Raw genomic sequence first — 26073 nt, 5'->3', positions numbered from 1 at the left:
CGCCACCCAGGCCGGCGCGTCGGCCGGGCCCGCGAGCGGATGCACCTCGATGCCGAACTGGGTGCCGTGCCCGCCGGGCGCGGTGGCCAGGCGACCCGCGGACCACAGGTCGGCGCGATCGGTCGCGGCGGTCGAGTCGCGTTCGCGCCGGGCCGCCGGCAAGCCGGCCGGGTCGCTGAACATGTCCACCAGCGTGGTCACGCCGAAGCGCGGCGCATCCCGGCGCGCGTCGCCGAAGACATGCGTGTGCGCGTCGATCAGGCCCGGCATCAGCGTGCCGCCGCGGCCGTCCACGACCTCGTAACCCGCCGGGGCCTCCAGGCCCGGGCCGATCGCCTCGACTAGCCCGTCGCGCACCCGCACCGAGGTGCGCGGCAGCAGGGTTTCGCCATCGAACACCTGCACGTCGCGCACCAGCAGCCCGGCGGGTGCCGCCGCGGCGACGGGCGAACCCGCCACGCCGCCCGCGAACGTCCACGCCAGCGCCGCGAGCACGAGCGCACTGGCCACCACCACCGTCCAGAGCTTCGCCATGGCTTACTCCCGGCGCAGCCGCAGCGCGGCCAGGGCGAGGAACAGCAGCGTCGTCGCGCCCAGCGCCGCGGCGTGCAGGCCGAAAGGCACGCCCTGCACCTGCCCCACCGCGCCCAGCGCCATCTGGCCCAGGTGCCAGGACGGCAAGGCGACGGCCATCGACTGCACGGCCGCCGGGAACACCTTCAGCGGCAACCACAGCCCGCCCAGCAGCGACATCGGCAGGTAGACCAGGTTCACGATGGCCACCGCCGCCTCGCCCTTGGCCATCGTGCCGATGAACAGGCCGATGGCGCAGAACGGCAGCGTGCCCAGCATCAGCACCGCCAGCAGCTGGGCCCAGGCCGCGGCCGGCAGCGACACGTCGCCCAGGCCCACGCCCACCGCCGCCAGCAGCGCCACCACCACGAACGCAAACGCCACGCTCATCGCGATCTTGGCCAGGAAATAGGCCGAGGCCGGCATCGGCGACACCCGCTTGAGTTCCAGCAGCCCCTGCTTGCGCTCCAGCGCCAGCCCGACGCCGAAGCCGAACAGCGCCGGCCCCATCACGCCGAAGGCGCCGTAGGTGGCCATCAGGTAGGACGCCTTGTGCACGCTGCCCCAGTCGCCCGGCACCACGATGCCAAACACCAAGTAGAACACCACCGGGAAACACAGGGTCGGCAGCGCGAAGGCCGGGGTGCGCAGCACGCGCAGGAATTCGAACCAGGCCTCGAGCGCGTGCAGGCGCAGCCAGGACGGGGCGGCGGTGGCCGGCAGGGTTTGCGTGGTCATGCGCGGATCTCCTCGCGGGTGGTCAGGGTGAGGAAGGCGTCCTCGAGGCTCATCGGCCGCACCTCCAGTTCACGCAGGCCGGCGTCGGCGGCCAGCCAGCGGCGCAGCAGGGCTTCGACGTCGTGGCTGGCGACGTCGAGCCGGCCATCGCGGTCTTCCACGCGGCGCACTTCCGGCCAGGCCGCCACGGCGGCGGCAGGCAGGCCGGTGCGGGCCAGCACGCGGCGCCCGGCGGCACGCGCCTTCAGGCCGGCGGGCGTGTCTTCCGCCAGCACGCGGCCGCTGGCCATGAGCACCACGCGGTCGGCCAGCGCATCGGCCTCCTCCAGGTAGTGCGTGGTGAGCACGATGGCCGTGCCCTCGTCGCGCAGCTGGCGCAGTACCTGCCAGAACGCACGCCGCGCCTCGACGTCCAGGCCCACCGTGGGTTCGTCCACGAACAGCAGCGGCGGCCGGCCGCAGATCGCCAGCGCGAACTGCACGCGGCGCTGCTGGCCGCCCGACAGCGCGCCGTAAGGCCGGCGCGCCAGCTCCGACAGGCCGGCCAGGGCCAGGGTCTCGTCCAGCGGCCGCGGCGCCGGGTAGTAGCTGGAAAACAGCCGCACGTGTTCGGCCACGCGCACGGTGTCGTGCAGCCCGGCGGACTGCAGCATCACGCCGATGCCGCGGCGCACGGCCGGGTCACGCGGGTCGGCGCCGAACAGGCTGGCCTGGCCGGCATCGGGGCCGATCCGGCCGGTCAGCAGGCCCAGCGCGGTGGTCTTGCCGGCGCCATTGGCGCCCAGCACGGCCACCACTTCGCCGGCGCGGACCTCCAGGTCCACGCCGGCGAGCGCGGTGAGCGCGCCGTAGCGCTTGCTGGCGCCGCGCAGGGCGGCCAGCGGGATGTCGCGGTTGGGGCTTCGGTTCATGGGCATCTCCTCGGGTGCCGCCACTGTCCGCCCCGGCCGCCCCGCCCCGGCAGTGGAGGCCGTCACCCGGTGGCCATGACAGCTGTCACCCACGGCACGCCCGATTCAAACGCCCGGGGGTTACGCCGCCCCGGGCGGGGTGGTAACATCGGCCACAAGTCTTTGATTTTCAACGCAAGACCCGACGCGCGAGGGCCCTCCTCGCGTTTTGTTTTGGGTCCGGAGAACCGCATGAACGTGATCGAGATCCTCAAGCCGCTGCGCAGCCATGCCGGCACCGTCCGCACCCGTGGCCTCGACGACGCCACGCTCACGCGCCTCGCCGCCCGCTTCCCCGAGCTGGTCGCCGCCGCCCAGGCCGCGGCCGAGCAGTACCACGCCATCCGCGGCGAGTTCGCCGACCTGCTCGACCTCGACGAGCAGGCGCAGATGGACGCCGTGCAGTCGGGCTTCGTGAACTTCTACGCCGGCGACAACGTGAACCCGTACGTGGCGCTCGCCGCGCGCGGCCCCTGGGTGGTCACGCTCAAGGGCGCCGTGCTGCACGATTCGGGCGGCTACGGCATGCTCGGCTTCGGCCACACGCCGGAAGCCGTGCTGGCCACCATGGCCAAGCCGCAGGTGATGGCCAACATCATGACCCCGAGCCTGTCGCAGCTGCGCGTGGTTCGCGCGCTGCGCGCCGAGATCGGCCACAGCCGCGGCGGTTGCCCCTACACCAAGTTCATGTGCCTGAACTCGGGCTCGGAATCGGTGTCGCTGGCCGGCCGCATCGCCGACGTGAACACCAAGCTGCACACCGACGCCGGCGGCCGCCACGCCGGCAAGAAGGTCAAGCGCATCGCCGTGAAGGGCGCCTTCCACGGCCGCACCGAGCTGCCGGCGCTGTATTCCGACTCCTCGCGCAAGACCTACCTGCAGCACCTGGCCAGCTACCGCCACCACGACAGCCAGCTGGTCACCATCGAGCCGTATTCGGTCGAGGGCCTGAAGCAGGCCTTCGCCGACGCCGATGCCAACGGCTGGTACATCGAGGCCATGTTCCTCGAGCCGGTGATGGGCGAAGGCGACCCGGGCCGCGCGGTGCCGCCGGAGTTCTACGCCGCCGCGCGCGAGCTCACCAAGGCCCACGGCACCCTGCTGCTGGTCGATTCCATCCAGGCCGGCCTGCGCGCCCACGGCACGCTGTCGGTGGTGGACTACCCGGGCTTCGAAGGCCTGGAGGCGCCGGACATGGAGACCTATTCCAAGGCGCTCAACGGCGGCCAGTACCCGCTCAGCGTGCTGGCGGTGAACGCCCGCGCCGAAGGCCTGTACCGAAAGGGCACCTACGGCAACACCATGACCGCCAACCCGCGCGCGCTCGACATCGCCGCCACCGTGCTCGGCCAGCTCACCCCGGCCCTGCGCGCCAACATCCGCGAGCGCGGCCGCGAGTTCATCGACAAGCTCGAGAAGCTCAAGGGCGAACTCGGCGGCCTGATCACCAAGGTCCAGGGCACCGGCCTGCTGTTCTCCTGCGAGCTCTCGGACGACTTCAAGTGCTACGGCACCGGTTCGACCGAGGAATACATGCGCGAGCGCGGCCTGGGCGTGATCCACGGCGGCGCCAACTCGCTGCGCTTCACCCCGCACTTCGCCGTCACCAGCGAGGAAGTGGACCTGGTGATCGAGCACATCCGCCACGCCCTGCTTCACGGCCCGCGCAAGAGCCAGGCCGAAGCCGCCTGAGGCCCGCACGGACGCCGCGCGCTTCCGTCTGTTTTTCGCGCTGTGGCCCGACGCGGCCACGCGCGGGGCCATCGCCGCCGCCGCCCACGGCCTGGAACCCAGGCTCGGCGGCGGCCGGCGCATCCCGCCGCAGCGCTACCACCTGACCCTGCCCTTCCTGGGCGAATACCCGGCCGATTGCGGCGTCGTCGTCGCGGCGGCTTGCCGCGCGGCCACGCGCGTGCACGCGCCCGCCTTCGACCTGGTGCTCGACCGCGCCGGTGGTTTCCCGATCGCCACCGCGCCCGGCTTCCTCGGCTGCACCTTGGCGCCGCCGGGCCTGCATGCGCTGTGGGACGGGCTGGAACGCGAACTGGCCGCCGAAGCCGTGCCGGTACGCGCCGCGCGCGAACGCGTGCCGCACGTCACCGTGCTGCGCGGCGCGAAACCGCCCTGGCCCGACACGCCGCTGTCGCCGGCGGTACGCTGGCCCGTGCGCGACTTCCACCTGCTGCGCAGCGACCTGCGCGGCGGCTTCGCCTACGACGTGCTGGCCACCTGGCCGCTCGCCGCGGCCGGCTGAAGGCCTAGCCGCCGGCCGCGCGCTTCCACAGCAGCCGCGCCACCGGCGGCAGCTTCCCGGCCAGGCCCAGGACGTGCCCGCGCAGCAGCGTGGGCAGCATCGCGTCGTTGCTGAAGGCGCGGTTGATGGCTTCGAACGAATACGCGGCCACGGTGTTGTCGCTGCGCCGGCCGCGCGCCCAGCGCGCCAGCCGGTGCGGGCTGGCGATGTCGGCGCCGTGCGCGGTGGCGCGCCGCCATTCGGCGCGCAGCGCGGACACGTCGCGCAGGCCCAGGTTCACGCCCTGCCCCGCCAGCGGGTGCACCACGTGCGCGGCGTCGCCGGCCAGCACGATGCGGCCGGCCACGTAGTCCTTCGCCAGCTGCCGGCGCAGCGGGAACGCCGCGCGCGCCGACACCGAACGCACTTCGCCCAGGCGCGCGTCGAAGGCGCGGGTGAGTTCGCGCAGGAAGCTGGCGTCGTCGGCGGCCAGCAGGCGCTGCGCTTCGGCTTCGGGCAGGCTCCAGACGATCGAGCAGCGGCCGTCGGCAAACGGCAGGAAAGCCAGCGGGCCGGTGGGCAGGAAACGCTGCCAGGCGGTGTCCTGGTGCGGCAGTTCGGTTTCCACGAAGGCCACCAGGCCGCGCTGGCCATAGTCGTGGCCGTCGGCGTCGAGGCCGGCGAGCTGGCGCACCTTCGAAGCCGCGCCATCCGCGCCGAGCACCAGCTTCGCGCGCAGGTGCTGGCCGCCGGCGAGTTCCACCGTCGCATGCTGCGCGTCCTGGGTGATGGCCACCACCTTCTCGGGACAGAACAGGGTGATGCCGGCTTCGCGCATACAACCCGTCCAGAGCCGGTCCACCAGCAGGCCGTTTTCGACGATGTGGCCCAGCTCGGTGCGGCCCAGCGCATCGGCGTCGAAACACAGCTCGCCGCCGCCGGCCGCGTCCCACACGCACATGCGGCGGTAGGGCCAGGCGCGCGCCTCGCGCACGGCGTTCCATGTGCCGAGGTCGGCGAGCAACGCGGCGTTGTCGGGCGCGAAGGCGTAGACGCGCAGGTCGGGTTCGTCCGCCCGCCAGGCCTTGGGCGCGTGCGCTTCGACCAGGGCCACCTGCAGGCCGTCGCGCGCCGCGGCCAGCGCGGCGGCGCTGCCGACCACGCCGGCACCAACCACCACCAGGTCGTAGGCGTGGCGGCGGCTCATGCGCGCCCCCGCGACAGCGCCGGCACCTGGCCGCGGAAGCCCATGGCGCCGGCCGCCAGCGGCGCGGCCAGGCCGGGCAGCTGGCCCAGCGCGAGCAGGCCGAAGGAACGAAGCACGTGCATGGGGAAGGTCTCGTTGGCGGTGGCGCGGGCGAGGCCGTCGCTGAAGGCCAGCGTGCGCTCGCGGTCCTCGCGGCGCGCGTCGGCGTAAGCGGCGAGCAGCGACGGCGCGCCGGGATCGTCGCCGCGCAGCTGTTCGGCCAGCGTGAGGGCGTCGCGCAGGCCCAGGTTGAAGCCCTGCGCGCCGATCGGGTGGATCGACTGCGCGGCGTTGCCCATCAGCACGAAGCGCGGCGCCACCAGGCGTTCCGCCACCACGCGCACGAGCGGATAGGCACTTCGCGCGCCGACCCGGCGCACGCGCCCGGCGCGCCAGCCGAAGCGCTGCTGGAAATAGTCGGCATAGGCGGCGTCGGACAGCGCCAGCACGGCGTCGGCGTCCGCGCGCGCCACGCCGCAGATGGCGCCGTAATGGCCACCGGCCATCGGCAGCAGCGCCACCGGACCCTGCGCGCTGAAGCGTTCGAAGGCGGTGCCGTCGGGCGCGCGGTCGGTAGCCAGGCTGCAGACGACCAGCGTCTGGCCGTAATCGTGTTCGTCGGTGCCGATGCCGAAGGCGGTGCGGGCCAGCGAACGGGTGCCGTCGGCGGCGACCAGCAGGCGCGCGCGCAATTCGCGCACACCCGATCCGCCTTCGATGCGCACGCGCGGCCCGTCCCCGTCCGGCTGCACCGCCACCACCTTCGCGGGGCGGTGGCGCTGCAGGCCGGCCACGTCGGCCACCCGCGCCTCCAGCGCCTGGCCAAGTTCACGCGCCAGCACGACGCCGCCGAAGGCATCGCGTCCGAAGTCGCTGGCTTCCAGCCGCACGGAGCCGAAATCGCCGGCGCGGCTGACGTGGATGCGGCGGATCGGCGCCGGTGGCGTGGCCAGGCGCGGCAGTACGCCGAGCGCGCCCAGCGCATTGAGGCTGGCGGCGGCGAGCGCGAGCTTGCGCTCGTCGAAACCCGGCGCGCCGGCCTGCGGCGCGCTGGCCTCGACCAGGCCCAGCCGCAGCCCGCGGCCATCGAGCGCGCAGGCCAGCGAATTGCCGACCAGGCCGCCGCCCAGGACGAGGATGTCGTAATCGAAGCCGTCTTCACTGGCCATGTGCCCATGATACGCGCCGTGCCCACCGGCCGGCGCAGCCGGGGTACAGTTCCGCTAAAATGACCACCTGCCTTCCGGAAGCCTGACCATGACCCTGACCCGCCGCCCGCGCCTGGCCCTGTTCGCCGCCCTCGCCGTCCTGATGGCCGCGACCCGCCTGAATCATTTCGGCGCCGTGCCGGATGCGTCGTGGGCGGTGTTCCTGCTCGCCGGCTTCTACCTGGCCGGCAGCGTGCGCTGGGCCTTCCCGGCGCTGATGGTGCTGGCCGTGGCGGTCGACTACGTGGTCATCACCGGCTCGGGCCTGAGCTTCTGGAGCCACTACTGCGTGTCGCCGGGTTACTGGTTCCTGCTGCCGGCGCACTTCGCGCTGTGGGCGGCGGGCGCGGGCCTGGCCCGCTTCGGCCAGGACCGCCCGCTGCGCCAGCTGGGCGGCCTCGCGCCGGCGCTGCTGGGCGGCGTGGCGCTGTGCCACCTGTTCGCGCAGGGCGGCTTCTACTGGTTCAGCAGCAGCGTCGCCGCGCCCACCGTGGCCGGCTGGGCGAAGAACTACGCCGACTGGTTCCTGCCCTACCTGGGCACCACCGCGCTCTACGTCGGCCTCGCCGCCGTCGTGCACGCGCTCGTGCTGCTGGTGCACCGCGCCGCGCCGGCGGCCGCCCGCGACGCCGGGCGCTGAGCCCATGGGCAACCGCCTGTCGAAGATCTACACGCGCACCGGCGACGACGGCAGCACGGGCCTCGGGGACGGCTCCCGCGTCGCCAAGGATTCCGCCCGCGTCACCGCCTACGGCACCGTGGACGAGGCCAATTCGGCCATCGGCCTCGTGCTGGCCTGCGACATCCCCGAGCAGGTGCGCACCGTGCTGGTGTCGGTGCAGCACCAGATGTTCGACCTCGGCGGCGAGCTCTGCATCCCCGGCCACGCCGCCATCGGCGACGCCGACATCCAGCGGCTCGAGGACCAGCTCGACCATTTCAACGCCGACCTGCCGCCGCTCAAGGACTTCATCCTGCCCGGCGGCGGCCTGGCGGCGGCGCACTGCCACCTGGCGCGCACCATCTGCCGCCGCGCCGAGCGCGAGGTGGTGACGCTCTCGCACCACGACGCGGTGCGCCCGGAAGCCATCCGCTTCCTCAACCGCCTGTCCGACCTGCTGTTCGTGGTCGCCCGCGTGCTGGCCCGCGCCAGCGGCCACGGCGAGGTGCTCTGGAACCACGAGCGCCGCAAAGGCTGAGCGTGCTGCTTTACACGCACCCGGCCTGCCTCGCGCACGACCCCGGCCCGGGACACCCGGAAAGTCCGGCGCGGCTCGAAGCCGTGCTGCACGCGGTGCGCGCGGCCTTCCCGCAGCTGGCCTGGCGCGAGGCGCCGGCCGCCACCCGCGAAGCGCTGCTGCGCGTGCACGACAAGGCGCTGGTGTCATCGGTGCTCGACATCGAATCCGAGGACGTGCGCCGGCTCGACGACGACACCGCCATGTCGCCCGGCTCGGCCCAGGCCGCCCTGCGCGCCGCCGGCGCCGGCATCGCCGCGGTGGACGCGCTGATGGCCGGCGAAGCCCGGCAGGCCTTCTGCGCGGTGCGCCCGCCCGGCCACCACGCCACTGCCGGCACGGCCATGGGCTTTTGCCTGTTCAATTCCATCGCGGTGGCCGCGGCGCATGCGGTGCACGCGCACGGGCTTCACCGCGTCGCCATCGCCGACTTCGACGTGCACCATGGCAACGGCAGCCAGGACATCTTCGCCGGCGACCCGCGCGTGATGTACGTCAGTTCGCACCAGGCGCCGCTGTACCCGCACACCGGACTGCCGGGCGAACGCGGCGTCGGCAACCTGGCCAATGCCACGCTGCCGCCGGGCTCGGGCGGCGAAGCCTTCCGCGCGGCCTGGCGCGACACCCTGCTGCCGGAACTGGAGGCCTTCAAGCCGCAGCTGCTGCTGGTGTCGGCCGGCTTCGACGGCCACCGCCTCGACCCGCTCGCCGACCTGTCACTGGAATCCGAGGACTACCGCTGGATCAGCCATGAGCTGGCCGCGCTGGCCGGCCGCCACGGCCAGGGCCGGGTGGTTTCGATGCTGGAAGGCGGCTACAGCCTGTCGGCGCTGCGCGCCTGCAGCGTGGCGCACCTGCACGGCCTGCGCGACGCCGCCTGAGCCCGGGGCCGGCCCCCGCGCGGGCCGTGTTGCCCCGCCCCGCCTGCATGGGCCAAGCTATCCCGTCTTTTCCCCGGATGTCGCCGTGCGCCGCCCAGCCCTTCGCCTGCTTCCGCTCTGCCTGGCCATGGCCTGCGCCGCCCGCGCCGAGGACACCGCGGCCCCCGGATGGGAACGCTGCCCCGCCGCCAGCACCCTGCCGCTGTACCGCCCGCTCGACGCGGCGCCGCCGAAGCGCGAGGGCGCCAGCACCGACATCAGCGCCGAACACCTGGACGTCTCCAAGCAGGACGTGACCGTGCTCACCGGCAAGGTCGAACTGCAGCGCGCCGACCAGTGGCTGGGCACCGACAAGCTCACCTTCGAACACGACACCGAGCGCTTCGCCACCGAGGGCCCGGTCACCTACCAGGACCGCAGCCTGCGCCTGCTGGCCGAAAAGGCCGAGGGCGACCAGAAGGCCGACGAGCTGCGCCTGCGCGGCGTGCGGTACCAGTTCAACGGCGAAGCCGGCAACGGCCGCGCCGACGACGTGCTGCTGCGCGGCCAGGAAGGCACGCTCTCGGGCGGCACCTATTCCACCTGCCCGCCCGACCAGCGCCAGTGGGAATTCGCCGCCTCGCGCATCGTCGTGGACCAGGAAAGCGGCATGGGCACCGCGCGCAACGCCACCCTGCGGGTCGGCGGCGTGCCGCTGCTGTGGCTGCCCTGGATCGCCTTCCCCACCGACGACCGCCGCCGCACCGGCCTGCTGGCCCCGACCCTGGGCTACGACGACCGCAACGGCTTCGAATACGAACAGCCCATCTACCTGAACCTGGCGCCGAACTACGACGCCACCCTGCAGCCGCGCTGGCTGGCCGAACGCGGCCTGATGCTGGGCGGCGAATTCCGCTACCTCGGCCGCACCCGCGCCGGCACGCTGGAAGCCACCTGGCTGCCCGACGACGACCTGGCCAACCGCGACCGCGGGCTGGCGCGCTGGCGCCACTTCGAAACCCTCTCGCCGCACTGGTACTTCGCCGCCGACCTCAACCACGTCAGCGACGACGAATACTTCGCCGACTTCGGCGACTCGCTGGCCACCGCGTCCATTTCCCTGGTCGAAAGCGCGATGGGCCTTTACGGCCGCGGCCTCGGCTGGAGCGCCAGCCTGACGGCGCAGGACTGGCAGATCGCCAGCCCGCTGCTGCTCGAGGGCAGCGAACCCTACCGCCGCCTGCCGACGGCGCGCGCGCAGTGGGTGCGGCCGTTCGCGAACTGGCTGGAACTGGGCGTGGACGCCGAGGCCGTGCGTTTCCAGGGCGCCGGCCGCGACGGCGGCAACCGCGTCGACCTGCGGCCGTTCGTGCGCCTGCCCTTCGGCGGCGCCGCCTGGTTCGCCACGCCGCAGCTGGCCTGGCGCTACACCGCCTATTCGCTCGACGACAACCTGGTGCCGCCGGGCGGCGACGATGCCCCCAGCCGCAGCCTGCCGGTGATGAGCCTGGACATGGGCGCCTTCTTCGAGCGCGGCTTCGAGCTCGGCGGCGGCAACTACCTGCAGACGCTGGAACCGCGCCTGTACTACCTGAACGTGCCCTACCGCGACCAGGACGACCTGCCGCTGTTCGACACCCAGCCACTCACCTTCTCCTGGCCCGGCCTGTTCCGCGACAACCGCTTCGGCGGCGCCGACCGCCAGGGCGACGCCGACCAGGTGACGATCGCCCTGACCAGCCGGGTGCTCGACGGCGGCGACGGCCGCGAACTGCTCAGCGTGGGCCTGGGCCGCATCCATTATTTCGAGGCGCCGCGCGTCACCGTGCCGGGCGCGCCGCCCCTGTCCGACGACGGTTCGGCCTGGGTGGCCGAGGCCAGCCTGTCGCTCAGCCCGCGCTGGAGCCTGGGCCTGGCCCAGCAGTGGGACCCGGACAGCGACCGCACCACCCTCTCGGCCATCCGCAGCCAGTGGCGCTTCGGCGACGCCGGCGTGCTCAATGCCGCCTACCGCTACCGCGCCGGCCTGCTCGAGCAGACCGACCTGTCCTTCGCCCTGCCCATCCGCGCCAACTGGCGCCTGCTGGGCCGCTGGAACTACTCCCTGCGCGACAACCGGAGCCTCGAGGCCCTGGCCGGCGTGGAGTGGAAGAGCTGCTGCGTGGCGGTCCGCGTGCTCGGCCGCCGCTACGTCCGCGAGTTCAGCGGCGAGCAGAACACGGGCATCTATCTTGAGCTGGAATTGAACGGCGTCGGCAGCTTCGGCCGCAGCACGGCCCGCCTGCTCGATGATGCTATTCTTGATTATTCCCGCTGAAAAACGTGGCGCCGGAGCCGCAAACCGCATGAAGAACGCCTTCACCCCCGTCCTCGCCGTCCTGCTGGCCCTGTCCGCCGCCCTGGCCCCCGGCCATGCGCTGGCCCAGGCCACCACCGCGGTGGACGGCATCGTCGCCGTCGTGGACGAGGACGTGATCCTGCGCAGCGAACTCGACCGCGCCGTGAACAACATCACCGCCCAGTACGCCAACACGCCGGAACAGCTGCCGCCGCGCGACGTGCTCGAGCGCCAGGTGCTCGACCGCCTGGTGCTGGCCCGCATCCAGCTCACCCGCGCCCGCGATTCCGGCATCCGCGTCAGCGACGGCGAACTGGCCCAGGCCATCGAAACCGTCGCCTCGCGCAACCGCATGACCCAGGACCAGCTGCGCCAGCGCCTGGCCGCCGACGGCCTGAGCTACGAGGAATTCCGCGCCAGCCTGCGCGATGAGCTGCTGATCGAGCGCCTGCGCCAGCGTTACGTGCAGAGCCGCGTGCAGGTCAGCGAGGCCGAGATCGACCAGCTGCTGGCCGTGCGTGAGATCGGCGGCCCGGAAGTGCGCCTGGCCAACATCGTGGTGGCCCTGCCCGAGGGCGCCTCGCCCGACGAGGTGGCGCTGGCGCAGAAGAAGGCGCGCGACATCAAGGCCGTGATCGAACGCGGCGAGCTCGACTTCCGCGCCGCGGCCATCCGCTACTCCGACGCGCAGAACGCGCTCGAGGGCGGCGATATCGGCTGGCGCGCGCTCGACGCGATCCCGCCGGCCTTCGTCGGCCTGATCCAGCAGATGCAGCCGGGCCAGATCAGCGAACCCGTGCGCGGCCCCAGCGGCTACCAGCTGATCCAGCTGGTCGAGACCCGCGAACAGGGCCGCCAGACCCTGACCGAGTACAACGCCCAGGGCATCATGATCCGCGTCACCCCGACCCTGCCGGCCGAAGCGGCCCGCCAGAAGGCCGAGGACCTGTATGCGCGCATCCAGGCCGGCGAAGACTTCGCCAAGCTCGCCCGCGAGAATTCCGACGACACCCTGAGCCGCAACGACGGCGGCGACATGGGCTGGTTCCAGTTGAACGCCTGGGGCACGGCGGTGGGCTCGCAGCTCGCGGCGCTCCAGGACGGCCAGGTCTCCCGCCCGTTCCAGAGCGACGCCGGCTGGCACATCATCAAGCGCCTGGGCGTTCGCGAGCAGGACGTGACCGAGCAGAACCGCCGCAACCAGGCGCGCGAGATCATCGCCCAGCGCAAGGCCGAGGAAGAGTTCGAGCGCTTCCTGCGCCAGCTGCGCTCGGAAGCCTACGTCGAGAGCCGCCTGTCGGCTTCCTGAGCCGATGCGACCGCGGCTGGCCCTGGTCCCGGGTGAGCCGGCCGGCATCGGGCCCGAGCTGTGCGTGCGCCTGGCGCAGCGCGAGCGCCAGGCCGAGCTGATCGCCTACGCCGACCCCGGCACCCTGCAGGCCGCCGCCCGGGCGCTGGGCCTGCCCCTGTCGCTGCGTGAACCCGGCCAGGCCACCGGTCCCGGCGAGCTGGCCATCCGGCCCGTGCCGCAATCGCGGCCGGTGGTTTTCGGCCAGCCCGACCCCGCCAACGCCCCGGCCGTGATCGGCGCGCTGGAAGCCGCCGCGGCCGCCTGCCTGTCGGGCGACTGCCAGGGCCTGGTCACCGGCCCCGTGCACAAGGCCGTGGTCAACGCGGCGGGCATCGCCTACACCGGCACCACCGAACTGCTGGCCCGCCAGGCCGGCGTGGACGTGGTGATGATGCTGGCCAACCCCACCCTGCGCGTCGCCCTGGCCACCACCCACCTGCCCCTGCGCGCCGTGCCCGACGCCATCACCGGCCAGGGCCTGGCGCGCGTGCTGCGCATCACCCACGCCTCGCTGCGCCGCGACTTCGGCATCGCCGCCCCGCGCATCGCCGTGCTGGGCCTGAACCCGCACGCGGGCGAGGACGGCCACCTGGGCCGCGAGGAGATCGACGTCATCATCCCCTGCCTGCAGTCGCTGCGCGCCGAAGGCCTGGACCTGGTGGGCCCGCTGCCGGCCGACACCGCCTTCCTGCCGGCGAAACTGGCGGGCTTCGACGCGGTGCTGGCCATGTACCACGACCAGGGCCTGCCCGTGCTCAAGCACGCCGGCTTCGAGCAGGCGGTGAACATCACGCTCGGCCTGCCCTACCCGCGGGTCGCGGTGGACCACGGCACGGCGCTGGAACTGGCCGGCCGCGGCACCGCCGACCCGTCCAGCCTTTACGCCGCGGTGGCGCTGTGCACCACGCTGGCCGCCCGGAGGATCCCCACGTGAGCCATTTCAAGGCACCGCCGAAGAAGAACCTCGGCCAGCATTTCCTCACCGACCGCCGCTACATCGACATGATCGTGCTGGCGGTGGACCCGCAGCCGGGCGACCGCCTGGTGGAAATCGGCCCGGGCCAGGGCGCCATCACCTTCCCTCTGCTGCGCCGGCATGGCGAACTGACGGTGATCGAGTTCGACCGCGACCTGATCACGCCGCTGATGGAAGCCAGCGAAGGCGTGGGCCGCCTGACGGTGATCCACAAGGACGTGCTGCAGGTGGATTTCAGCAAGCTGGCGGCCGACGACGGCCAGCACCATGGGCGGCAGATCCGCCTGGTCGGAAACCTGCCCTACAACATCTCCTCGCCCATCCTGTTCCACGCGCTCGAGCACGCCGCGGCGGTGCGCGACATGCACTTCATGCTGCAGAAGGAAGTGGTGGACCGCATGGCCGCCGGCCCCGGCAGCAAGGTGTTCGGGCGCCTGAGCGTGATGCTGCAGGCCTATTGCACCGTCACGTCGCTGTTCGACGTGCCGCCCGGCGCCTTCCGGCCGCCGCCGAAGGTGGACTCGGCCGTGGTGCGGCTGGTGCCGCTGCCGTCGGCCGAGGTGGGCATCAGCGACCCGGCGCTGTTCGAGCGCGTGGTGCGCGATGCCTTCGGCCAGCGCCGCAAGACCCTGCGCAACGCGCTGCAGCAGGTTTGCTCGGGCGCCGACATCGAAGCCGCGGGCCTGCGCCCCGACGCCCGCGCGGAACAGCTGGAAGTGGCTGAATTCAAGCATTTGGCGAACCACCTCGCGGCGCTGCCCCCCGCGGCCTGAGACGCGTAGAATGGCGGCATGGACACGCCCCTGCACGCCATCCAGGTCGTGGTCGCCACCCGGTTCCTCGATGACCAGTCGATCCCCGAGGACGACCGCTACGTCTTCGCCTACACCATCCAGATCCGGAACACGGGCGAGGTGCCCGCGCGCCTGATCAGCCGCCACTGGGTCATCACCGACGCCAACGGCAAGGTGCAGGAGGTGCGCGGCGAGGGCGTGGTGGGCGAACAGCCCTGGCTGCGCCCGGGCGAGAGCTTCGAGTACACCTCGGGCGCCGTGCTGGAAACGCCGCTGGGCACCATGCACGGCAGCTACCAGATGCTGGCCGACGACGGCACCCGCTTCGACGCCATGATCGACCCCTTCACCCTATCCATCCCGCGGACCCTGCACTGATGGCCACCTACGCCATCGGCGACGTCCAGGGCTGCTACGACGCGCTGCAAAGGTTGCTCGAGAAGATCCGCTTCGACCCGGCGGTGGATCGCCTGTGGTTCTGCGGCGACCTGGTCAACCGCGGCGGCCAGTCGCTGGAAACCCTGCGCCTGGTCCACTCGCTGGCCATCCACAGCACCATCGTGCTGGGCAACCACGACCTGTCGCTGCTGGCCATCTCCACCCGCCGCGAGGCCGACCAGCGCAAGGTCAACCCCGACCTGCAGCGCGTGCTGTTCGCCGAGGATTCGGCCCAGCTCATCGGCTGGCTGCGCCAGCAGAAGCTCTTCCACGTCGACCGCACGCTCGGCTTCGCCATGGTGCACGCCGGCCTGGCGCCGAAGTGGACGATCACGCTGGCCGAGGCGCGCGCCCGCGAGGTCGAGGAAAAACTGCGCGGCGACGGCTTCTTCAAGCTGGTGAAGAACATGTACGGCGACAAGCCGGCCTGGTCGCCCAAGCTCACCGGCGTCGACCGCCACCGCGCCATCATCAACGTCTTCACGCGCCTGCGTTACTGCACGCCCGGCGGCCGCATCGGCTTCGAGGACAAGGGCCGCCCGGGCACCCAGAAGCCGGGCATGTACCCTTGGTACGAAGTGCCCGGGCATGCGCCGCGCGAACTGCCGGTGGTGTTCGGCCACTGGTCCACGCTGGGCCTGTTCATGGGCCTGGGCGTGTACGCCATCGACACCGGCGCGGTCTGGGGCGGCAAACTCACCGCGATGGAACTGGGTCCCGAGCTGCGCCTGCACCAGGTGCCCGGCCGCGACCCGCCCGACAACGCGCCCCGCGGCGACGACTGATGAACAGGAGGACTGCCATGACCCGATCCCTGACCACGCTGGCCCTGGCCACCGCGCTGGCCTTCGCCGGCACCGCCCTGGCCCAGGACGCCGACCGCGCCGGGCGCGACCAGCGCGCGGTGGCCCGGGTGCAGGCGCTGCAGCAGGCCGTGGCCCCGGGCAAGCAGATCTTCATCGCCCGCCAGCTGTCGCTGACGCCCGAGGAGGCGGCCACGTTCTGGCCGCTGTACGACGCCCACCAGGCCGCGCTCGCCGACCTCGCGGAGCGCCGCGCCGAACTGCTGCGCGAGCGCGACGAGCAGGTGGCGGCGAACGAATTCGACGACGGCGACCGCGCCGACCTGGCCGAAGACCTGCTCGCGCTCGACACCGACGAGGCCGAGCTGCTCGAGGCCACCTTCGGCCGCCTCAACCGCGCCGGCATGCCGGTGGCCAAGGCCGCGCGCTACGTCGAACTCGAGAACGACCTGCGCGCCCTGCGCCACTTCGGCCTCGAAGGCGCGCCGGATTACGTCAGCCAGTAAACCCGCGGCGGCGGTAATCGACGAATTCGAAGGCGACCGCGTGGCGCGCGTCGGCGGGCCGCGGCTCGCGCGACAGTACCTCGAACTGCGCCGGGTCGAAGGCCGGGAAAAACGCATCGGCGTCGGCGACCACGGTGTCCACGTGGGTCAGGTGCAGGTGGCTCGCGCGCGGCAGCGCCAGCGCATACACCTCGCCGCCGCCGATCACCATCAGGTCGGCGCCGCCGGCCAGCGCCAGCGCCTCGTCCAGCGAGGCCACGGCTTCCATGCCCGCGAATGGAACCTGGTTCGAACGCGTGAGCACCAGGTTGCGCCGGCCCGGCAGGGCGCGGCCCAGTGATTCGGCGGTGCGCCGGCCCATCAGCAGTGGTTTGCCCAGCGTCAGCGCCTTGAAGCGCTGCAGGTCGTCGGGCAGGCGCCAGGGCAGTTCGTTGCCGCGGCCGATGCCACGCGCGCGGTCGAGCGCCGCCACCAGGCGCAGCACCGGCGCCGCGCTCACACCGCCACCGGCGCCTTGATGGCCGGGTGCGGGTCGTAGCCTTCGATGGCGATGTCCTCGTAGCGCATCGCGAACAGGTCGCGCGCCTCCGGCGCCAGCACCAGCTTCGGCAGCGGCCGCGGCGGGCGCGACAGCTGCTCGCGCGCCTGCTCCACGTGGTTGCTGTACAGGTGCGCGTCGCCCAGCGTGTGCACGAAATCACCCACGCCCAGGCCGCAGTGGCGCGCCACCATGTGGGTGAGCAGCGCGTAGCTGGCGATGTTGAACGGCACGCCCAGGAAGATGTCGGCCGAACGCTGGTAGAGCTGGCAGCTGAGCTTGCCGTCGGCCACGTAGAACTGGAACAGCGTGTGGCAGGGCATCAGCGCCATCTGCGGAAGCTCGGCCACGTTCCAGGCGCTGACGATGAGGCGGCGCGAATCCGGGTTGCGCTGGATTTCGTCCACCACCCAGCGCAGCTGGTCCACCTCGCGGCCGTCGGAGCCGGTCCAGCGCCGCCACTGCTTGCCGTACACGGGGCCGAGTTCGCCGTTTTCGTCGGCCCACTCGTCCCAGATGCTGACCTTGTTCTCGCGCAGGTAGCCGATGTTGGTCTCGCCGCGGATGAACCACAGCAGCTCGTGGATGATCGAGCGCAGGTGCAGCTTCTTGGTGGTGACCAGCGGGAAACCTTCGGAAAGGTCGAAGCGCATCTGCCAGCCGAATACCGAACGGGTGCCGGTGCCGGTGCGGTCGGCCTTGTGCGTGCCGTGTTCGAGCACGTGGCCGAGCAGGTCGAGGTACTGGCGCATCAGGTTTTCTCCGGGGCGGCCACGGGCGCGGGCGCCAGCGTGGGCGAACGCCGCGACAGCCACAGCAGGAACAGGCCCAGCGCCACCAGCGGCAGCGACAGCAGCTGGCCCATCGTCAGCCAGCCGAAGGCCAGGTAGCCCAGGTGCGCGTCGGGTTCGCGCACGAACTCCACCGCGAACCGGAACAGGCCGTAGAGCAGCGCGAACAGCCCCGACACCGCGTAACGCGGCCGCGGCTTGCGCGAGAACCACAGCAGCGCCACCAGCATCACCGCGCCCTCGAGGAAGGCCTGGTAGAGCTGCGAAGGATGTCGCGCGAAACCGTCGAGCGCGCCGCTGGCGTGCAGCGCGCGCAGCTGTTCGGCCGGCAGCGCGGCGTATTCGGCCGGCAGGCTGGACGGGAACACCACGCCCCAGCTGCCGTCGGTGGGCTTGCCCCACAATTCGCCGCCGATGAAGTTGCCCAGCCGCCCGAAGCCCAGGCCCGCGGGCACCAGCGGCGCCACGAAATCCATGGTGTCGAAATAATGCAGCCGGTGCTTGCGCGTCCACCAGGCCGCCGCGGCCATCACGCCCAGCAGGCCGCCGTGGAAGCTCATGCCCCCCTCGTTGACCCGGAGCAGCATCAGCGGGTCGGCCAGGAAGCCGTCGAAGGCGTAGAACAGCACGTAGCCGATGCGCCCGCCCAGCACCACGCCGAGCATGCCGTAGAAGAGCAGGTCGTCGAAGCCCTCGTCGTTCACGCCCGGCAGGCGCCCGGCGCGGACGCGCATGCGCCCCAGCCGCCAGGCCACGAAGAAGGCCAGGGCGTACATCAGCCCGTACCAGTGGATGCCGTGCGGCCAGAACGGGAGCGAAACGGCCAGCGGGTCGATGTCGTGCAGGAAGGTCATGCCGCTAGTTTGCCGCCCCCGCCCCGCCCCGGCTAGGCCGGCAGCACGCGGGCGACGACGCCCTTGAGGTAATCGGTTTCCGGGATGGCCGGATGCACCGGGTGGTCCGGCGACTGCGACAGCGGCTCGAGCAGCTGCACCTGGCGGTCCAGGTGCCGGGCGCCGGCCTGAAGGCCGTCCACCAGCAGCTCGCGCGGCATGTGGTGGCTGCAGGAACAGGTGACCAGGATGCCGTCGCGCTCGAGCACCTGCATGCCCAGTTCGTTGAGGCGCCGGTAGGCCAGGCTGCCTTCCTTGAGGTCCTTCTTGCGCTTCACGAAGGCCGGCGGGTCGAGGATGACCACGTCCCACTTGCGGCGCTCGGCGCGGGCCGCGCGCAGGAACTCGAAGGCGTCGGCCGCGTGCGCCCGGGCCCGGTCGCCGAAGCCGTTGCGGGCGATGTTGGCGCGGATGCCGTCCACGGCGCGGGCCGAGACGTCCACGCAGTCCACCTCCGCCGCGCCGAAGCCGGCGGCGCGCAGGCCCCAGCCGCCCAGGTAGCTGAACACGTCGAGCACGCGCGCGCCCTTCACGTAGGGCGCCAGGCGGTCGCGGTTGGCGCGCTGGTCGTAGAACCAGCCGGTCTTCTGGCCTTCGCGCAGGTCGCACAGGAATTCCAGGCCGCCCTCGCGGGCCACGGTGGGCCCGTCGAGCCGGCCGTGCACCAGCTCCACCGATTCGCCCAGGCCTTCGATGGCGCGGGCGCCGCTGTCGTTCTTCCACAGAAGCGCGGCGGGCGACAGCACCTTCAGGAGGGCGGCGGTGACTTCGTCGCGCAGGCGGTCCATGCCGGCGGTGGTGGCCTGGGCCACGACCACGTCGCCGAAGCGCTCGACGGTGAGGCCCGGCAGGCCGTCGCTCTCGCCGAACACCAGGCGGTACCAGGGCTCGGGGTAGAGGCGCTCGCGCAGCGCCAGCGCCACCTTCAGCCGGTGCACCACCAGCGAGCGGTCGAGCGCGTGGCCGGCGCGGTCGACCAGGCGGGCGGCGATGAGCGTGGACGGGTTGACGTAGCCGGTGCCCAGCGGCTTGCCGGCGGCGTCGACGATCCAGACGGGCTGGCCCGGCGTGAACGCGGTGAGCGGCGTGCGCGCCACGTCCACTTCATTGCTGAAGACCCACAGGTGGCCGGCGCGCAGGCGGCGTTCCTCGCCGCGGCGCAGCACCAGGGCCGGGTAGTCGGGCGTGTCCGCCATGGCGCGCGGGCCCGGGCTCAGCCCGGCCGCCTTTGTTTGCGCTTGGACAGGATGTTGAGCGTCTCAACGCCGGCCGAGAAGGCCATCGCGAAGTACAGGAACTTGCGGTCGATGTGGAAATCGAAGCCGTCGGCGATCAGCGCCACGCCCACCAGGATGATGAAGCTCAGCGCCAGCATCTTCACGGTCGGGTGCCGGTCGATGAAGTCGCCGATCGGGTTGGCCGCGAACAGCATCACCGCCACCGCCATCAGGATGGCCGCGACCATCACCCAGCGGTTGTCCACCATGCCCACCGCGGTGATCACCGAGTCGAGCGAGAACACGATGTCGATGATGGCGATCTGGGCGATGACGTAGCCGAACACGGCCGAGGGCTTGGTGCCGATGTCCTCTTCCTCGCCGCGGCCTTCGACCGAGTCGTGGATTTCCATGGTGCCCTTGACCAGCAGGAACAGGCCGCCGGCGATCAGCACCAGGTCGCGCACGGAGAAGTCCATGCCGAACAGCGAGAACAGGTTGTTCTGCATGCTGGCCAGGAAGGCCAGCGAGAGCAGCAGCAGGATGCGGGTGACGCAGGCCAGGGCCAGGCCGAACTTGCGCGCGCGCGGGCGCTGTTCGGGCGGCAGCCGGCTGACGGCGATCGAGATGAAGACCAGGTTGTCGATGCCCAGCACGATCTCGAGCGTGGCCAGGGTCAGCAGCGCGACCCAGATTTCAGTGCTGAACATCCATTCCATCGAAGAAGATCCCGGTCAGAAGTAGCGGGGGCCAAGGACCAGGCCCCAGCAAAGCAAGACGTTCATGTCGGCCAGGAACACCGCCGCCGAACCCATGTCCTTGGCGCGGCCGGCCAGCTCGTGGTGCTCGGGGCCCCAGCGGTCCACGACCGCCTCGACCGCCGAATTGAGCACCTCGACCACCAGCACGCCCAGCAGCGGCGCCACCAGCAGGGCCCGCTCGACGCCGTCGGCGCCCAGCCACAGGCCCAGCGGCGCCAGCACCAGGAACAGGTAGACCTCGAGGCGGAAGGCCGACTCCACGTCCCAGGTCGCGCGCAGGCCCTGCATGGACCACAGGAAGGCCTGCCAGACGCGGAACGGACTGCGCGGAGCGTGGGTGCCGGAACTGTCGGCCATGGAGGGCGCGTGAAACCTTGGAAGGGCGCCATTCTGCCACACCTCATACTCCCGCCCGGTATCGCGGCCCCTGACCTTGTGCACTGGGGCCGCCCGCCCCACCATTCCCACAATCGGGGCACACACCAAGGAGCCGTGCATGTTCAACGCCGAACGCCTGCTGGGACAACTGATGGGCCAGGCCCTGGGCGGCCAGCTGGGCGGCCACAAGCGCAAGCGCGGCAAGGCCTCCGGCCTGGGCGGGATGATGGGCGGCATGTCCACCGGCACCAAGGCGCAACTGGGCCTGGGCCTGCTGGGCGTGGCCATGGCCGCCTTCGAGCACTACAGCAACAAGCCCGGCGCCGCGCCGCAGCCGATGGCCGGCCCCGGGGCGGCCATGCCCCCGCCGCCGCCGGCCGCCGCCGCGGTGCCGCCGCCCCCGCCGATGCCGGTGGCCCAGGTGGCAGTACGCACCGAGCAGGCCATGCACCTGCTGCGCGCCATGATCACCGCCGCCCATGCCGACGGCCTGATGGACGCGCAGGAGCGCGAGGCCATCCTCGGCCGCGCCCGCGAGGCCGGCCTGGACGCCGAGGAAATCGAGGCGCTGGACGCCGAGATCCGCGCGCCCTTCACGCTCGAACAGCTGGTGGTGCGCACGCCCGCGCAGCTGCGCCCGGAAACCTACGCCGCCGCGCTGATCGCCATCACCGCCGACACCCCCGAGGAGCGCGCCTTCCTCGACCGCCTCGCCGGCCAGCTGCAGCTCGACGACGGCGCCCGCCGCGACATCCACGCCCAGCTCGGCGTGGACGCCGCCTGACCTTCCACCGCCCCCCCACGGAGTTCGCCATGCACCAGTGGTACCTCAGCTACAACGGCCAGCAGATGGGCCCGCTCGACCACGCCGCCGCCGTCGCCCAGGCGGCCGCCAACCCGGGCGGCCACTGCTGGCGCCAGGGGTTCGCCGAGTGGATCCCCATCAGCGCCTGCGCCGAGCTGCGCGCCGAATCGGCGCCGGGCGGCATGCCGGTCCCGGTGCCGCCGCCGGCCGCCATGGCCGGTGGCCAGCGCAGCGACGTGATCGACTACAAGATCTACGGCGAGGACATGCAGTTCGTCGAGATCGAGCTCGACCCGGGCGAAAGCGCGGTCGCCGAGGCGGGTTCGATGATGTACAAGGATTCGGTCGTCAACATGGAGACCGTGTTCGGCGACGGCGCCGCCAGCACGGGCGGCTTCATGGACAAGCTGGTCGGCGCGGGCAAGCGCCTGGTCACCGGCGAGAGCCTGTTCACCACGGTGTTCTCGCACGCCGGCGGCAGCGGCAAGGCCAAGGTCGCGTTCGCGGCGCCCTACCCCGGCACCATCGTGCCGATGACGCTGTCGAACTACGGCGGCACCATCATCGCCCAGAAGGACAGCTTCCTGTGCGCCGCGCGCGGCGTGCAGATCGGCCTGTTCTTCCAGAAGAAGGTGATGACGGCGCTGTTCGGCGGTGAAGGCTTCATCATGCAGAAGCTCACCGGCGACGGCCTGGTTTTCGTGCACGCCGGCGGCACCATCGTCGAGCGCGAGCTGCGCCCGGGCGAGCGCCTGGACGTGGACACCGGCTGCGTGGTGGCCATGACCAGCACGGTGAACTTCGACATCAAGCCGGTCGGCGGCGTGAAGTCGATGCTGTTCGGCGGCGAAGGCGTATTCCTGGCCACCCTGACCGGCCCGGGCAAGGTCTGGATCCAGTCGCTGCCGTTCTCGCGCCTCGCGGGCCGCATGCTCAGCGCCGCCTACCAGAAGGGCGGCAGCCGCGACGAAGGCTCGGTGCTCGGCGGGCTCGGCGGCATCCTCTCGGGCGACCGCGGATTCTGAGCCCAACGTACTCGGTTGCTTCTATCGAACCAGGTTCATTCGCTTGAACCTGGTTCGGTACGTTCGGGTTATTCGCCGCGGAAGATGGCGGTGCCGCGGCTGCCGTCGGGCTTGACCCAGCCGCGGTACATGCCCGAGGTGTTGAAGGGCATGGCGATGTTGCCGTGGCGGTCGAGCGCGATGGCGCCGCCGTCGCCGCCCAGCTTCGGCACGATGCCGTTGATCACTTCCTCCGCGGCCACCGCCAGCGCGTCGCCGCGGTAGGACACGCGCGCGCAGATGTCGTGCGCAGCCGCCGAGCGGATGTAGAACTCGCCCCAGCCGGTGCCCGACACGCCGCAGCCTTCGTCGGCCCAGGTGCCGGCGCCGATGATGGGCGCGTCGCCGATGCGGCCCCATCGCTTGTTGGTCATGCCGCCGGTGGAAGTGGCCGCGGCGATGCGGCCCTGCTTGTCCAGCGCCACCGCGCCCACCGTGCCGAAATAGGTGCCGGGCGCGGCGGCGTGGCCGGCCAGCTCGCGCCGCTGCGCCTCTTCGAGCTGCTTGCGGCGGTGCGGCGTGTCGAACCAGTCCGGCGCCACCCGTTCGATCTCGGGGCGGCCGTCGGCGAATTTCTCGGCGCCGCCGGCGGCGAGCATCACGTGCGGCGAATGTTCCATCACCGCGCGCGCCAGCTTGACCGGGTTGCGCACGGTGCGCACGCCGGCCACCGCGCCGGCGCGGCGGGTGTGGCCTTCCATGATGGCGGCGTCCAGCTCGTGGCCGCCCTCGGCGTTGAACACGGCGCCCTTGCCGGCGTTGAACCAAGGCGACTCTTCCAGCACCAACACCGCCGCGCTGACCGCGTCGAGCGCGCTGCCGCCGTCGCGCAGCACGGCGTGGCCGGCGTCGAGGGCGCGGTCGAGTTCGGCGCGCACGGTCTTTTCGTCTTCCGGCGACAGCGACGCGCGTTCGATCACGCCGGCGCCGCCGTGGATGACGAGCGCGGTGGGCGGTTCGGCGGCGGCGACGGGCATGGCGGCGATTCCAAGGGCCAACAGCAGCGGACGGATCATGGCGTGGACGACCTCGACGGGAAACCAGGCCCCAGTCTACCCCTGGTGGCGCAGCGCCTCGATGGGATCGAGCCGGGCGGCCTTGCGGGCCGGGTAATAGCCGAAGAACAGGCCGGTGGCGACCGAAAAACCGGTGGCCATGCCCACCACCTGCAGGTCCAGCTGCACCGGCAGCGCGCCGAACTTGCTGGCCAGCAGCGCGCCGGCCACGCCCAGCGCGATGCCGATGGCGCCGCCGCCCAGCGAAATCAGCATGGCCTCGGCCAGGAACTGTTGCTGGATCTCGCGCGGCCCTGCGCCCACGGCCATGCGCAGGCCGATCTCGCGGATGCGTTCGGTGACCGACACCAGCATGATGTTCATGATGCCGATGCCGCCGACGATGAGCGAAATGCTGGCCACCGCGCCCAGCAGCAGCGACATCAGGCGCGTGGTCTGGGTGCGGGTGCTGACGATCTCGGCGATGTTGCGCACGGCGAAGTCGTCTTCCGCGCCGGGCGCGATGCGGTGGCGCTGGCGCAGCAGGGCGTTGAGCTCTTCCTCGACGAAGGCCAGGTCCTCGGCGCGGCCGACGCCCACCGAGATGCGCTGCACCACGTCGGCGCGGCGCGGCGCCAGCGCGGCCCCGGACACGTTCGCCGCCACCGCGGCCGCGGCGGTCGCCAGCCGGCGCCGGCCGGTTTCCAGCGGCACCAGCAGGAGGTCGTCGCTGTCCTGGCCCCAGTTGCCCTGGCCCTTGGCCTCGAGCACGCCCACCACGCGCAGCGGCACGCGCCCCATGCGGAGGGTGGCGCCGATGGGGTCGGCGTCGCCGAACAGCTCCCGCCGCACCGTCTCGCCCAGGATCACCACCTTGCTGGCGGCGCTGTAGTCGCGCGGCGTGAAGCCCTCGCCCAGCGCCAGCTGCCAGTCGTTGACCGGGAAATAATCGGCGTTCACGCCTTCCCAGCGGGTGGACCAGTTGCTCTCGGCGTACACCACCTGGCCGCCGCCGGAGACCGAGGTGGCGACGTACTGCACCTCGGCGATCTCGTCGCGTATGGCGCGCGCGTCGCCGTCGGTGAGGCTGGCCTCGCTGCCGGCGCCGCCGCGCGCGGGACCGCGCGCGGAGCCGCCGAACACCTCGAGCCGGTTCGAGCCCAGGCGCGAGATCATCTGGTCGAGCTCGGCCTGCGTGCCCTGGCCCACCGACACCATCACGATGACCGCGGCGATGCCGATGATCACGCCGAGCGCGGTCAGGATGCTGCGCAGCCAGTTGCCGCGCAGCGAGAACACCGCGGAACGCATCACGTCGGAGAGCGTCATTTTCCCTTCCCCGGGGCCTGCCACCCCTGTTCGTGCAGTTCGCCGTCGTGCATCACCACGATGCGGTCGGCGTGGTCGGCCACCGGCTGTTCGTGGGTGATGATGATGATGGTGCGGCCGCCGGCCTGCAGGCGCTCGAACAGCGCCATAATCTCCTCGCTGGTGCGCGAATCGAGCGCGCCCGTGGGTTCGTCGGCGAGCAGCAGGGGCGGCTGGTTGATCAGCGCGCGGGCGATGGCCACGCGCTGCTGCTGGCCGCCGGACAATTCGCTGGGCTTGTGCCCGGCGCGGTCGGACAGGCCCACCTGGGCGAGGGCCTCGCGCGCGCGCGGTTCGCGTTCGGCCACCGGCACGCCGGCGTAGACCAGCGGCATCATCACGTTCTCCAGCGCGGTCTGGCGCGAGAGCAGGTTAAAGCCCTGGAACACGAAGCCGATCTTCTCCAGCCGAAGCCTGGCGCGGCCGGCGGCGTCGAGGCTGGCCACGTCCACGCCGTCGCACAGGTAGGTGCCGGAGCTGGGCGTATCGAGGCAGCCGATGAGGTTCATCATCGTCGACTTGCCCGAGCCCGAGGCGCCCATGATGGCCAGGAACTCGCCGTGTTCGACCCGCAGGTCGACGCCGCGCAGCGCCACCACTTCGGCGGGCGTGCCCGGGGAATAGACCTTGCCGAGCGCGCGGGTCTCGATGAGCGGCGGGCGCGGGCTCATTGCGCCGGGCGTTCCTGGCCGGTCACCACCTGCTGGCCTTCCTCCACGCCCGAGACTTCGGTGACGGTGCCGTCGGACACGCCCAGGCGCACCGGCACGGGCTGGGGCTTGCCGTCCACCAGCACCCACAGCTGGCCGCGGCGCGCGGTGGCGAGCGTGCGCAGGCCGGCGTCCCAGCGTTCGCGCTGGCCGGCGTCGAGGCTGTCGCGGAATTCCGAGAAGCTGCGCGCCAGCGCTTCGGCCATGCGTGCGCGCATCGCCTCGGCGGAAGGCGCGCCGGCGGTGCCGCCGCCGTTGCCGCCCATCGTGGGTCCACCCTGCGCACCGGCCGCGCGCGCGG

The 26073-nt window shown here is 72.1% G+C and carries 27 protein-coding genes and 2 pseudogenes; 14 read left to right on the top strand and 15 right to left on the bottom strand.

The window, feature by feature from the left end:
* From N790_RS16780 to N790_RS09665, 3 genes and pseudogenes are all read right to left on the bottom strand, one after another.
* Positions 1-534, bottom strand: a pseudogene (locus N790_RS16780) (hypothetical protein); the annotation flags it as partial.
* Between the two features lie 3 nt (positions 535-537).
* Positions 538-1311 carry an ABC transporter permease gene (locus N790_RS09670; RefSeq protein WP_043803692.1) on the bottom strand — a complete coding sequence of 258 codons (774 nt, stop codon included), beginning with the start codon at positions 1309-1311 and terminating at the stop codon, positions 538-540.
* Positions 1308-2222 carry an ABC transporter ATP-binding protein gene (locus tag N790_RS09665; protein ID WP_043803690.1) on the bottom strand — a complete coding sequence of 305 codons (915 nt, stop codon included), beginning with the start codon at positions 2220-2222 and terminating at the stop codon, positions 1308-1310. The genes N790_RS09670 and N790_RS09665 overlap by 4 nt, the downstream gene beginning before the upstream one ends.
* Before the next feature lie 231 nt (positions 2223-2453).
* On the opposite strand from N790_RS09665, the gene N790_RS09660 reads away from it, so the two are divergent.
* Positions 2454-3953: an aminotransferase class III-fold pyridoxal phosphate-dependent enzyme gene (locus N790_RS09660; protein WP_043803689.1), complete on the top strand. Its 1500-nt coding sequence runs from the start codon at positions 2454-2456 to the stop codon at positions 3951-3953.
* 28 nt (positions 3954-3981) lie between these two features.
* Positions 3982-4515: an RNA 2',3'-cyclic phosphodiesterase gene (gene thpR / locus N790_RS15665; RefSeq protein WP_084062823.1), complete on the top strand. Its 534-nt coding sequence runs from the start codon at positions 3982-3984 to the stop codon at positions 4513-4515.
* Between the two features lie 4 nt (positions 4516-4519).
* On the opposite strand, the gene N790_RS09650 is transcribed toward thpR, so the two are convergent.
* Both N790_RS09650 and ubiH read right to left on the bottom strand, forming a co-directional pair.
* Positions 4520-5701: an FAD-dependent oxidoreductase gene (locus tag N790_RS09650; protein WP_043803685.1), complete on the bottom strand. Its 1182-nt coding sequence runs from the start codon at positions 5699-5701 to the stop codon at positions 4520-4522.
* Complete coding sequence (gene ubiH / locus N790_RS09645; RefSeq protein WP_043803683.1) at positions 5698-6909, bottom strand: 2-octaprenyl-6-methoxyphenyl hydroxylase; 1212 nt, start codon at positions 6907-6909, stop codon at positions 5698-5700. The genes N790_RS09650 and ubiH overlap by 4 nt, the downstream gene beginning before the upstream one ends.
* 88 nt (positions 6910-6997) lie before the next feature.
* Between ubiH and N790_RS09640 the strand changes: the two genes are divergently transcribed.
* The 10 genes from N790_RS09640 to N790_RS09595 all read left to right on the top strand — a co-directional run bounded on the left by N790_RS09640 (position 6998) and on the right by N790_RS09595 (position 16252).
* Complete coding sequence (locus N790_RS09640; protein WP_043803682.1) at positions 6998-7588, top strand: hypothetical protein; 591 nt, start codon at positions 6998-7000, stop codon at positions 7586-7588.
* A gap of 4 nt (positions 7589-7592) precedes the next feature.
* Positions 7593-8147, top strand: a complete 555-nt coding sequence (locus tag N790_RS09635) for a cob(I)yrinic acid a,c-diamide adenosyltransferase (RefSeq protein ID WP_043803680.1) — start codon at positions 7593-7595, stop codon at positions 8145-8147.
* A gap of 2 nt (positions 8148-8149) precedes the next feature.
* Positions 8150-9067, top strand: coding sequence for a histone deacetylase family protein (locus tag N790_RS09630; RefSeq protein WP_043803679.1), 918 nt, complete (start codon positions 8150-8152; stop codon positions 9065-9067).
* Between the two features lie 85 nt (positions 9068-9152).
* Positions 9153-11363, top strand: coding sequence for an LPS assembly protein LptD (lptD, locus tag N790_RS09625; RefSeq protein ID WP_043803697.1), 2211 nt, complete (start codon positions 9153-9155; stop codon positions 11361-11363).
* Positions 11364-11391: 28 nt separating this feature from the next.
* Entirely contained in the window at positions 11392-12693 is a 1302-nt protein-coding gene (locus tag N790_RS09620) for a peptidylprolyl isomerase (protein WP_043803677.1), read from the top strand.
* A gap of 4 nt (positions 12694-12697) precedes the next feature.
* Positions 12698-13669, top strand: a complete 972-nt coding sequence (pdxA, locus tag N790_RS09615) for a 4-hydroxythreonine-4-phosphate dehydrogenase PdxA (protein ID WP_043803675.1) — start codon at positions 12698-12700, stop codon at positions 13667-13669.
* Positions 13666-14484 (top strand): 16S rRNA (adenine(1518)-N(6)/adenine(1519)-N(6))-dimethyltransferase RsmA, encoded by an 819-nt coding sequence (gene rsmA / locus N790_RS09610; RefSeq protein ID WP_043803674.1) that lies wholly within the window; start codon positions 13666-13668, stop codon positions 14482-14484. Before pdxA ends, rsmA begins: the two co-directional genes overlap by 4 nt.
* 18 nt (positions 14485-14502) lie before the next feature.
* Positions 14503-14883 (top strand): Co2+/Mg2+ efflux protein ApaG, encoded by a 381-nt coding sequence (apaG, locus tag N790_RS09605; protein ID WP_043803672.1) that lies wholly within the window; start codon positions 14503-14505, stop codon positions 14881-14883.
* Positions 14883-15728, top strand: a complete 846-nt coding sequence (locus N790_RS09600) for a symmetrical bis(5'-nucleosyl)-tetraphosphatase (RefSeq protein ID WP_043803670.1) — start codon at positions 14883-14885, stop codon at positions 15726-15728. The genes apaG and N790_RS09600 overlap by 1 nt, the downstream gene beginning before the upstream one ends.
* 17 nt (positions 15729-15745) lie before the next feature.
* Positions 15746-16252, top strand: coding sequence for a hypothetical protein (locus N790_RS09595; protein WP_043803668.1), 507 nt, complete (start codon positions 15746-15748; stop codon positions 16250-16252).
* On the opposite strand, the gene N790_RS09590 is transcribed toward N790_RS09595, so the two are convergent.
* The 6 genes from N790_RS09590 to N790_RS09565 are packed head-to-tail and all read right to left on the bottom strand — an operon-like array spanning position 16242 to position 20809.
* Entirely contained in the window at positions 16242-16733 is a 492-nt protein-coding gene (locus tag N790_RS09590) for a dihydrofolate reductase (RefSeq protein ID WP_043803696.1), read from the bottom strand. The genes N790_RS09595 and N790_RS09590 overlap by 11 nt on opposite strands.
* Positions 16734-16747: 14 nt before the next feature.
* Positions 16748-17542, bottom strand: a complete 795-nt coding sequence (locus N790_RS09585; RefSeq protein ID WP_043803667.1) for a thymidylate synthase — start codon at positions 17540-17542, stop codon at positions 16748-16750.
* Positions 17542-18435 (bottom strand): prolipoprotein diacylglyceryl transferase, encoded by an 894-nt coding sequence (lgt, locus tag N790_RS09580; protein WP_043803665.1) that lies wholly within the window; start codon positions 18433-18435, stop codon positions 17542-17544. The genes N790_RS09585 and lgt overlap by 1 nt, the downstream gene beginning before the upstream one ends.
* 32 nt (positions 18436-18467) lie before the next feature.
* Positions 18468-19670 carry a class I SAM-dependent rRNA methyltransferase gene (locus N790_RS09575; RefSeq protein ID WP_043803664.1) on the bottom strand — a complete coding sequence of 401 codons (1203 nt, stop codon included), beginning with the start codon at positions 19668-19670 and terminating at the stop codon, positions 18468-18470.
* Between the two features lie 17 nt (positions 19671-19687).
* Complete coding sequence (locus N790_RS09570; RefSeq protein WP_245593769.1) at positions 19688-20401, bottom strand: TerC family protein; 714 nt, start codon at positions 20399-20401, stop codon at positions 19688-19690.
* Positions 20402-20425: 24 nt separating this feature from the next.
* Complete coding sequence (locus N790_RS09565; RefSeq protein WP_043803659.1) at positions 20426-20809, bottom strand: diacylglycerol kinase; 384 nt, start codon at positions 20807-20809, stop codon at positions 20426-20428.
* 139 nt (positions 20810-20948) lie between these two features.
* On the opposite strand from N790_RS09565, the gene N790_RS09560 reads away from it, so the two are divergent.
* Positions 20949-21614 carry a DUF533 domain-containing protein gene (locus N790_RS09560; protein WP_052385840.1) on the top strand — a complete coding sequence of 222 codons (666 nt, stop codon included), beginning with the start codon at positions 20949-20951 and terminating at the stop codon, positions 21612-21614.
* 29 nt (positions 21615-21643) lie between these two features.
* Positions 21644-22660, top strand: a complete 1017-nt coding sequence (locus tag N790_RS09555; RefSeq protein WP_043803658.1) for a TIGR00266 family protein — start codon at positions 21644-21646, stop codon at positions 22658-22660.
* Positions 22661-22728: 68 nt separating this feature from the next.
* Here the strand turns inward: N790_RS09555 and N790_RS09550 are convergent, their stop codons facing one another.
* From N790_RS09550 to N790_RS09535, 4 genes and pseudogenes are all read right to left on the bottom strand, one after another.
* Positions 22729-23715 (bottom strand): isoaspartyl peptidase/L-asparaginase family protein, encoded by a 987-nt coding sequence (locus tag N790_RS09550; RefSeq protein WP_043803656.1) that lies wholly within the window; start codon positions 23713-23715, stop codon positions 22729-22731.
* Positions 23716-23751: 36 nt separating this feature from the next.
* Positions 23752-25023 (bottom strand): ABC transporter permease, encoded by a 1272-nt coding sequence (locus N790_RS09545; RefSeq protein ID WP_043803655.1) that lies wholly within the window; start codon positions 25021-25023, stop codon positions 23752-23754.
* Positions 25020-25733: an ABC transporter ATP-binding protein gene (locus tag N790_RS09540; protein WP_043803653.1), complete on the bottom strand. Its 714-nt coding sequence runs from the start codon at positions 25731-25733 to the stop codon at positions 25020-25022. Before N790_RS09540 ends, N790_RS09545 begins: the two co-directional genes overlap by 4 nt.
* Positions 25730-26073, bottom strand: a pseudogene (locus tag N790_RS09535) (efflux RND transporter periplasmic adaptor subunit); the annotation flags it as partial. The gene N790_RS09540 and the pseudogene N790_RS09535, both read right to left, overlap by 4 nt.

The organism is Arenimonas malthae CC-JY-1 (assembly GCF_000747075.1).
GTDB lineage: Bacteria > Pseudomonadota > Gammaproteobacteria > Xanthomonadales > Xanthomonadaceae > Arenimonas > Arenimonas malthae.
This window is presented reverse-complemented; position numbering and strand designations above follow the sequence as displayed.